Below are 9,405 nucleotides of genomic sequence, written 5' to 3'. Positions count from 1 at the left end.
GAAGTAAACCGGCCGCGCCGACCCAAAACGCTTGCGAAACCCTCATCCCCGCGTCATATTTCAAGTTACTTGTCTTGGACCTCACGGCGGCTTCGGGCGGAGCGACGGAAACATGCAGATCTGGCCGGCGATTGACCTGCGCGGCGGGAAATGCGTGCGGTTGCGTCAGGGGGATTACGCCCAGGAAACCATCTTCGGCGACGATCCGGCCGCGATGGCAAAAAAGTTCGTCGAACAAGGCGCCGAGTATCTGCACCTGGTCGACCTCGACGGCGCGAAAACCGGCCGCCCCGAAAACCTGCCCGCCGTCCGCGCCATCCTCGCCGCCGTCAAGATTCCCTGCGAACTCGGCGGCGGCGTCCGCGACGAATCCACCATCGCCGCGCTCTTGGAAGCCGGTTTGTCGCGCGTGGTGATTGGCACCCGCGCGCTGCGCGAGCCAGATTGGTTCCGCGGCATGTGCCGGAAGTATCCCAACCAGCTGGCAATCGGTATCGACGCGCGCAACGGGCGCGTGGCGACCGACGGTTGGTTGGAAACCAGCGCGACGTTGGCTGTCGATCTGGCGCGCCAATTTGAAGGCGAGCCAATCGCGGCGCTGATCTATACGGACATCGCCACCGACGGCATGTTGGCCGGACCCAATGTGGCGGCCATGCAGGAAATGCGCGCGGCGGTGACGTTGCCCGTCATTGCTTCGGGAGGCGTAACGACCCGCGAAGATGTTTCGCACCTGGCCGCCGCGGGGGTGGCGGGGTGCATCGTCGGCCGGGCCTTGTATGAAGGAACCCTGACTCTGGCCGACGCACTGCAGGCGGCGCGGACGGCCAGGTTTTCATCCGCGTGATGTGAAAGGATCCGTTGCTCATGGCGCTCCACAAAGTCGAAGACATTCGCAACATTGCCTTCTGCGGACACGGCACGGCCGGCAAAACGACGCTGGTCGACAAGTTTCTGAACAAGACGGGCACGGTGAAGCGTCCGGCCAGCGTGGACGACAAGACGAGCATCTGCGATTTCGACGAAGAAGAAAAGCACCACAAGCACACGATCGAAGCGTCGCTCGTTCACTTCGAGCACGGCGGCAAGCACTTCAACGTCATCGACACGCCGGGCTACCCGGACTTCATCGGGCAAACGATCGGCGCCTTGCGCGCGGTCGACGTGGCGGTGATCGTGATCAACGCCCATTCGGGCATCGGCGTCAACACGCGGCGCGTGTTCAAGGAATCGGGCGCCGCCGGACTGGGGCGAATCATCGTCATCAACAAGATGGATACGGAGAACATCGACTATCCGAAGTTGCTCGGCAGTATCCAGGAACTTTTCGGCAGCGCCTGCGTGCCGTACAACGTGCCAATCGGATCGGGACACGATTTCAAGGGCGTGGCGAGCGTCCTGCATCCGCCGGCGGACACGACGGGCGCGTTGATCGATCCGAACACGTATTCGGACAAATTGCTGGAATCGATCATCGAGATCGACGAGGAAGTGACCGCGAAATACTTCGAAGGCGAAGTGCCGGACGATGCGCACCTGGCGGACCTCGCTGCGCACGCCGTGGCTGGCGGGACGCTGATTCCCGTGCTGTGTTGCGCCGGCAAAGCGGATTTGGGCGTGAACGAGTTGCTCGATGCGCTGGCACTCTGCGCACCGTCGCCGGAGCTGGTGCCGCGCAAGGCGAAGGATGCCGCGGGCAACGAGGTGGAATTGAAGCCGGATCCCGCGGGGCCGCTCGTGGCGCAGGTGTTCAAGACACGAATCGATCCGTTCGTGCAGAAGATCAGCTTCGTGCGGCTATACTCCGGCACGCTCAAGAAGGAGGATACCGTCCATGCGAGCACGGCCAGGAAGGGGCTGAAGATTGCACAACTGTTTCGCGTGCAGGCGAGTGAAACGCAACCGATCGACGCCGCCGGCGCGGGGGACATCGTGGCGCTCACGAAGATGGAAGAGCTGCACACGAATTGCACGCTCGGCGACTACACGATGACGCCCATCAAGTTCCCCACGCCGATGGTGGGGCTGGCCGTGACGCCGAAGACGCGCGGCGACGAAGCGAAGTTGTCCGGCGCGTTGCACAAGCTCGTGGAGGAGGACCCGACGTTCCATACCGATCGCGATCAGCAGACGCACGAACTCGTGGCGACCGGCATGAGCGAGCTGCATCTTCAACTGTTGCGCGAACGTCTCAAGCGCCGCGACAAGGTGGAAGTGGAATCGCACGAGCCGAAGATTCCGTATCGCGAGACCATCGCGAACATCGCCGAGGGAAGTTACCGTCACAAGAAGCAATCGGGCGGACGTGGGCAGTTCGGCGAAGTGCATATTCGCATGTATCCATTCCCGGAAGGGACGAAGGTCGAAGACTTCGTCACGAAGGCGCGCTTCCCGTCGATGCGCGAATTTCATTTCGACAAGGACAGCAATTTCATCTGGGTTGATTCCATCGTTGGCGGCACGATTCCCAATAACTTTTTGCCGGCCGTGGAGAAGGGCTTCAAAGAACGGCTCGGCAAAGGCGTGATCGCCGGCTATCGGATCAAGAACGTTTGCGTCGAAGTGCACTTCGGCAAACATCATCCGGTGGATAGCTCGGAAGCCGCTTTCAAGACAGCGGGCTCGATGGCCTTCCGCGATGTCTTCCAGCATGCCAAGCCGTCGCTGTTGGAACCGATTGTGACGCTGCACGTCACGGTGCCGAGTGAAAAGCTCGGTGACATCAGCAGCGACATGTCCGGCCGCCGCGGCCGCGTGCTGGGGATGGACTCTGCCGGCGGCGATCTGCAGACCGTGAACGCCGTCGTGCCGTTGGCGGAAGTGACCACGTATGCCCGAGCGCTCTCCAGCATCACCGGGGGCCAGGGCAGCTACACCATGGAATTCAGCCACTACGACGTGGTGCCCGGCAACATCCAGAAGGAGATCATGGAGAAGGCGGTGCTGAAGGAGGAGGAAGAGGAGTAGGGCTGGCGTTGTTCACACCTCGAAATGGGGAGGGTATAATTGGGGGCATGAGCATCTCACCTATTGAGTCAACCGCCGGCGCTGAGTTGGCAGTCCGTGTGGCCAACGGCCGTAGCGACAGTTCGGCCGCGCTGCGCGAACTGCACAGCGGAGATGTGATGACGCGAGAAGAATTTCACGCTCTATATGAATTAACGCCCGCCGGATTTAAGGCTGAGCTAATTGACGGAGTAGTATTTGTGGCATCTCCTGTTGGCCAATGGCACGGTGACTACATTTACTTTGTCGGCGGGCTTCTGTTCACGTATCAGTCGAGGACTTCAGGAGTCTCGGGAAACACTAATTCCACGTTGTTGCTGGGCCCTCGTGATGAACCTCAGCCGGACTTGTTGTTGCGGATTCCGCCAGAATTCGGTGGGCGAACTTGGACCGAGCCGGGCAAAGTGGAGTATCTTGCAGGGCCTCCTGAATTGGTGATCGAGATCGCACATAGTACGCGCACCGTCGACCTCGAGACCAAGCGCCTCGCCTACCAACGACATGGCGTGCAGGAATACCTCGTCGTCTGTGTGGGCGACCGTGAAATTCGCTGGTTCGACCTGATCCGCGACGAACGACGCCAAATTCCCGCCGATGGGAACATTCGTGTCACGCGCTTTCCGGGATTATGGTTGAATGTTCAAGCGATTCTGGACCAAGAATCCGGCGACGCCTTGAGAACCCTCGAAGCCGGCCTCGCTTCGCCGGAGCACGCCGAGTTCGTGCAGTGGCTCGAAGCTGAGCGGGTGCGCATCGTGGCAGGGCAGGCGAAGCCGCAATAGTGTTGGCGTCAGTTCAGTTCCGACGCTTCTTCCCAATGTTCGTACAGCTTCGGCAGCGCTGTTTGTTGCGCCGTTAACTCTTGCTGTAGCGTCCGGACGCGATCGCCGTCGCGGAGGGCTTCTGGCGAGGCCATTTCCTGGTGCAGTTGCTCGATGCGGGTTTCGCGGTCGAAGATTTCCTTTTCCAGGTCGGCAACTTTGCGGTAGGGAAACTTGCGCTTGCGCTTTTCGCCTGACGCGGCGTTGGACGATTTGTCGGGCGCGGCATTCGATTGTGCCGACGAACGCCCGTTGGTGGCGCTTGTCGCGTTGCGCGTCAGATGGAGGTAGGTGTCGTAATTCCCTTCGACGACGCGAAAGCGGTGCGGTTCCACGACGAGGACGTGATCTGCGGCGCGATTGAGAAAATAGCGGTCGTGGCTGACCATGATCACGGTGCCGTCGAACTTGTTGATCGCTTGCTCCAGCGCGTCGCGCGACCAGAGGTCGAGATGATTCGTCGGTTCATCCAGGATCAAGACGTTGGCGTCTTGGGCCGCCAACTGCGCGAGCGCCGCCTTACCGCGCTCTCCGCCACTCAGGCTGCGCACCTGTTGGAATACGATATCGCCGGTCAGTCCGAAGCGCGCCAGGATATCGCGGCGCTGCTGGATATTGAATTCCTTCTTCGGAGGGCGGACCGCTTCGACCACTTCGAGATCGTCGTCGACGCCGCTGAGGCGTTGATCGTAGTAGCCGATCTTCACGCCGGAGCCCAGAATGACTCGCCCCGCGGTGGGACGCTCTTCATCGACGAGGCAACGCAACAAAGTCGTCTTGCCGGTGCCGTTAGGGCCGAGGATGCCCCAGCGTTCGCCGCGCAAGACGTCGAACGACAAATCCTGGAATAGCGGTCGATCGTAGGATTTTGCCAAGCCCTCGACGCGGATCACGATATCGCCGGTGCGCGACGCGGGCGTAAAACCCATCGGAGGCGCTTGGATTGCTCGTGGCGGGTCGACTCGCTCGATGCGTTCGAGCTTCTTGCGACGATCTTGCGCTTGGGTGGATTTTTGCCCGTAGATATTGCGGCGGATATAGTCTTCCGCCTTCTCAATATACTCCTGCTGCTTTTCGAACGCCCGCCGCTCGACTTCGACCCGCTCCGCTTTCTGCCGCCAATAGGCCGAAAAGTTGCCGGTATAGCTATCGACGGTGCCGTGGAATAATTCCAACGTGCGGTTGGTGACTTTGTCGAGGAAATACCGGTCGTGGCTGACCAGCAAGACCGCTTGCCGGCTCTCGGCCAGGAACGATTCCAGCCATTGCGTGGCTTCGATATCCAGATGATTCGACGGCTCATCGAGCAGCATCAGGTCCGGTTCAGCCAGCAGCAATTTCGCTAAGAGCAGCCGATTTTGCTGGCCGCCGCTCAATTGATCGACTGGCTGGTGGTAACCCGCCCGGGCAAAGCCGAGCCCATCCAACACCTGCTCGATCTTGCGGTCCAGGTGGTAGGCGTCGCGGATTTCTAGTTCGTGTTGCACGCGATCGAAGCGCACCGATAGCCGCATGCGCTCGGCGTCGTCGGCCGCCGCGATCTGATGCGCCAACTCCTCAGCCTCGTGCTGGAGCGCGATCAAGGACGCGAGGGCCGTTTTGGCCTCATCCCAGAGCGTGGCCCCGGGGGTGAAATCCGGATGCTGCTCCAGGAACGCCAGCGACGCCGATTGATGCTTTACGATCCGGCCGCTGTCCGCGTCGACCTGACCGGCGACAATCCGCAGCAAGGTCGACTTCCCGGCCCCGTTCGGCCCGACCAGGCCGGCCTTGTCGCCCGGCCGAATCTCGAACGAAACCCCGTCCAGAACCGGCTCCGGCCCAAAGTGCTTGGTGACGTTTTCGACGGACAACAGAATCATGCGGACCTACGAGCGGGGAGGGGACGACCAGTGTAAATCATACCCGGGACGACGTTTAGGACGGTAGGCGGGACGCCAGCGGCCAGGGTCAACGCAGCCAGGCAGCCCGCCGCGGAAAGCAAGAAACAGCGACTTATCGGAAATTTCAATTACAATCGAGCCTATCACCACCACGCTCCGCGCCCTGGTTTTGACGCACTCCATGACTCGCAACTTGCTACTTGGGCTGACTATCGCTTGGTTGGCGGCGGGGGCTCCGGCCGCGTCGGCAAGCCTACCGTATGGCGCGGAGTATATGGACCAGTCGGCCTTCGCTCTGGGCACTTTCGCTTTGAACGTGGTGTTCGTCGAGAGCAATGGGGCCATCGATCCAAATCAGGAAGACTGGTCGGGCCAGCAACTCGATTTGGTCCGTGAACAGATCGATCTGGCTGTCGATTTTTGGGAAGGCCAGACCGCGGGCTATCATCCCAACGCGCGGTTGAAGTTCACGGTCGACTACGCCAACGATGGCGTTCCGTTGGAGACCCGCTACGAGCCGATCACGCGACCCGGCACCTTGAGCTCAGCGAAGACGTGGTCGAATGACGCGCTGTCGGGTTTGCTGTACGAGGGGTTTCCCGTCCATGACGCGGACACGCTGAACGAAATTGGTCGCTTGGAACATGGTGCGAATTGGGCGACGACGGTGTTTGTCGTCAATGACGCAGTGGACGACGACAACCGTTTCACGAACGGGCAGTTCGCTTTTGCCAGCATTGGCGGGCCGTCTATTGTCATGACCTACGGCAATGACGGCTGGGGCATCGAGCGTTTCCATCGCGTCCTGGCGCACGAGTTGGGCCATACGTTTTTCGCGCTTGACGAATATGAAGAGTCGAGGGTCCGCAATACCGTCTATAGCGGCTACCTCAACGGTGTGAACGGCAACGCGGAACGTAATGGCAGCGGACAGATTATCCCTGCGCCGCAGCCGCATGCGCTAATGCTGGACAATTCGTTGGCGATGAGTCAATTCACGAAGGTGCAGGTGGGGCACGTTGATTCGGACGGCGATTCGATTCCGGATATTCTCGACTCGCCGCCGGTGCTTAAGAACGTGCTGACGGAGGGCGACTCAGATTCTGGTTGGTTCCGGTTTCGAGCCCTGGCCGAGGTGACGGCGATTCCGAACTTGAACACGTACAATTTGACGCTTAGCAGCTCCGGCGCGCCGATGACGATCAATTGGATCGACGGCGCGGAATACCGGCTCGATCTCGGCGATTGGATTCCCTTCGCGGCGGCCGACGGAGAATTCGGGGATTACGTCGAGGGGCTCGACTTGCTCGTCGACAGTATTCCGCGCGGCGAGCATTTGCTGCATTTTCGCGCGCGGAATAGCGTGGACCTTTACTCCAAGGTACGCTCCTTCCCGTTTATGTCGAACGTGCCCGAGCCAGCCGGTTGGGTGCTGGCCGCTGGCGGCATTGCCACGGTCGCGATGTTCCGGGTGCGAGCCCGTCGCGGCCGATGACGCGGCGCTCCCTCATCCGCTAAAATGAGGGCATGGCCACCGCGACGGAATTGTTGCTGACACCTCTTAGCGAAGTGAAGGGAATTTCCCCGGCTTGGGCCGAGTTGATGGCCAAGCTGGACTTGCGGAGCGCTCGGGATGTGCTGTTCAATTTTCCACGTCGTTATCTGGACTTGAGCGACGTGCGGCCGATTGCCGAGTTGGAACCGGATAAGCCGTTCAGCGTACGGGGTACGGTGCTGGACGTCGACGCGCGGGAAACGCGGCGCGGCGCCGTGGTGGGCGTGCTGATCACGGACAACGGGCAGAATCTGCGCGGTATCTGGTTCAATCAACCGTTCATGCTGCGGAAATTCGCGCGCGGGCAGCAAGTGATGCTATCCGGCAAGGCACGTAAGAAAGCCGGACTCTGGGAGATGTCCCATCCGCGCGTGCAGGTGCTGGAAGACGCGGAGGATTCGAGCGGTGCGGCGATCTTGCCGATTTATTCGCTCAGCGAAGGAGTCGGTCAGGGGCAGGTACGCTACGTGACACGGGCGGTGTTGGAGCAGTTTGGCGAAGTCCTGGAGGAAGTGTTCCCGGCGGAGTATTTGACGCAGCACAACTTGTTGCCCATCCGTGAGGCGATACCGGCGATTCATTTTCCGGTGGACAACGCTGCGCTGGCTGCGGCGCGGCGCCGGCTAGTTTATCAGGAACTGTTGATCTTACAGTTGGCGTTGGCCATCAAGCGCGCGCAGCAGCGGCATGGCGTGCCGGCGCCCATGTTGGAGGCCACGGCCAGGATCGACGCGCGGATTCGCCGCTTGCTGCCGTTTGAACTGACGGCAGGCCAGGAGCAGGCGATAAGGGAGATCAGCGGCGATTTGGCGCTCAGCACGCCGATGAGCCGACTGCTGGAAGGGGATGTCGGAAGCGGCAAGACGGTGGTGGCGCTGTACGCGATGCTGGTCGCCGCCGCTCACGGGCAGCAAGCGGCGCTGATGGCGCCGACGGAAATCCTGGCGCGGCAACATGCGGCTACGTTGGAGCGGTTGCTGGCGGCGAGTCAGGTCCGGCGCGCATTGCTGCTGGGCGGTATGCCGGCGGCGCAGCGCGCGGAGTTGTTGCAGGAGATCACCGCCGGAGAGGTCCAACTAGTCGTTGGGACGCAAGCCATTTTGCAAGAAGATGTGCGGTTCGCGAAGTTAGGTCTCGTAGTGATCGACGAGCAACACAAGTTCGGGGTGCGGCAGCGGGCGACGTTGCGCGGCGGCGACGCGGCGCCGCACTATTTGGTGATGTCGGCCACGCCGATTCCGCGTTCGTTGGCGATGACGCAGTTCGGCGATCTGGATCTCTCCGTCATTCAAGACGCTCCGCCGGGGCGGCAGCCGGTTCGCACTTATTGGGCGAAGGAAGAGCAACGTGACAAGTGGTGGCAGTTCTTTACGCGCAAGTTGAATGAAGGACGCCAGGGGTATGTGATCGTGCCGTTGGTCGAGGAGTCGGCGGCGTCGGGACTGACCAGCCTCAATGAGGCCTTTGAATCGCTGGCGAACGGCCCGTTGGAAGCGTTTCGCCTGGGGCTCGTGCATGGCCGGCTCAATCAGGCCGCCAAGGATGCCGCGATCGAGGCGTTTCGCGCCGGGCGCACGCAAGTTTTGATCGCCACATCGGTCGTGGAAGTCGGCGTCGATGTGCCCAACGCCACGTTGATGACGATCGAAGGGGCGGATCATTTCGGGCTCGCGCAACTGCATCAACTGCGCGGGCGGATCAGCCGCGGCGCGTTCCCGGGTTATTGCACGGCATTTACGCTGAGTGAATCGGACGACGTGAAGGAGCGCATCGAGGCCTTTGTTTCTACCACGGACGGCTTTCGGCTGGCGGAACTCGATTTCGCGCTGCGCGGTCCGGGGCATTTGTTGGGCACGCAGCAGAGCGGGGTGCCGCCGCTGTTGATTGCTGACTTGGAGCGCGATCGGGAGATTCTCAACGAAGCCCGGCGCGATGCGCAGGCGTTGATCGAGCATGATCCTGGGCTGAGCGACGTTAACTTTGCTCGCATTCGGAAGATGGTGCTGCAACGCTTTGGACATGCGTTGGAATTGGCGGATGTGGGCTAGGCCTTGTCTCAAAACGCGATTTTGACGTCATATCGCAGGTATTGTAAGAGGCAGGCCCATTTGATCATGCCGGCGAAGTTTCGGGTTGTTTT

General features: G+C 61.0%; 6 protein-coding genes. 5 read left to right on the top strand and 1 reads right to left on the bottom strand.

The window, feature by feature from the left end; translation table 11 throughout:
- Positions 1-112 precede the first annotated feature (112 nt).
- The 3 genes from hisA to SGJ19_03850 are packed head-to-tail and all read left to right on the top strand — an operon-like array spanning position 113 to position 3,788.
- On the top strand, positions 113-847 hold the full coding sequence (gene hisA, locus SGJ19_03860) for a 1-(5-phosphoribosyl)-5-[(5-phosphoribosylamino)methylideneamino]imidazole-4-carboxamide isomerase (protein MDZ4779371.1): 735 nt from the start codon (positions 113-115) through the stop codon (positions 845-847).
- Between the two features lie 20 nt (positions 848-867).
- Positions 868-2,967, top strand: coding sequence for an elongation factor G (locus SGJ19_03855; GenBank protein MDZ4779370.1), 2,100 nt, complete (start codon positions 868-870; stop codon positions 2,965-2,967).
- Between the two features lie 47 nt (positions 2,968-3,014).
- Positions 3,015-3,788: a Uma2 family endonuclease gene (locus SGJ19_03850; protein ID MDZ4779369.1), complete on the top strand. Its 774-nt coding sequence runs from the start codon at positions 3,015-3,017 to the stop codon at positions 3,786-3,788.
- 8 nt (positions 3,789-3,796) lie between these two features.
- On the opposite strand, the gene SGJ19_03845 is transcribed toward SGJ19_03850, so the two are convergent.
- A complete protein-coding gene (locus tag SGJ19_03845; protein MDZ4779368.1) occupies positions 3,797-5,689 on the bottom strand; it encodes an ABC-F family ATP-binding cassette domain-containing protein in 1,893 nt (630 codons plus the stop codon).
- A gap of 202 nt (positions 5,690-5,891) precedes the next feature.
- Here SGJ19_03845 and SGJ19_03840 point away from each other — a divergent pair, with 202 nt between their 5' ends.
- Both SGJ19_03840 and recG read left to right on the top strand, forming a co-directional pair.
- Entirely contained in the window at positions 5,892-7,205 is a 1,314-nt protein-coding gene (locus SGJ19_03840) for a hypothetical protein (GenBank protein MDZ4779367.1), read from the top strand.
- 32 nt (positions 7,206-7,237) lie between these two features.
- Positions 7,238-9,313, top strand: a complete 2,076-nt coding sequence (gene recG, locus SGJ19_03835) for an ATP-dependent DNA helicase RecG (GenBank protein MDZ4779366.1) — start codon at positions 7,238-7,240, stop codon at positions 9,311-9,313.
- Positions 9,314-9,405: the final 92 nt, after the last annotated feature.

It is taken from the genome of Planctomycetia bacterium (genome assembly GCA_034440135.1).
Classification (GTDB): domain Bacteria; phylum Planctomycetota; class Planctomycetia; order Pirellulales; family JALHLM01; genus JALHLM01.
This window is presented reverse-complemented; position numbering and strand designations above follow the sequence as displayed.

Bases quoted from the DNA above. Each gene is read 5' to 3' on its own strand.
- SGJ19_03845 (MDZ4779368.1), bottom strand. From the start codon at position 5,689: ATGATTCTGTTGTCCGTCGAAAACGTCACCAAGCACTTTGGGCCGGAG.
- SGJ19_03840 (MDZ4779367.1), top strand. From the start codon at position 5,892: ATGACTCGCAACTTGCTACTTGGGCTGACTATCGCTTGGTTGGCGGCG.
- SGJ19_03855 (MDZ4779370.1), top strand. From the start codon at position 868: ATGGCGCTCCACAAAGTCGAAGACATTCGCAACATTGCCTTCTGCGGA.
- SGJ19_03850 (MDZ4779369.1), top strand. From the start codon at position 3,015: ATGAGCATCTCACCTATTGAGTCAACCGCCGGCGCTGAGTTGGCAGTC.
- recG (MDZ4779366.1), top strand. From the start codon at position 7,238: ATGGCCACCGCGACGGAATTGTTGCTGACACCTCTTAGCGAAGTGAAG.
- hisA (MDZ4779371.1), top strand. From the start codon at position 113: ATGCAGATCTGGCCGGCGATTGACCTGCGCGGCGGGAAATGCGTGCGG.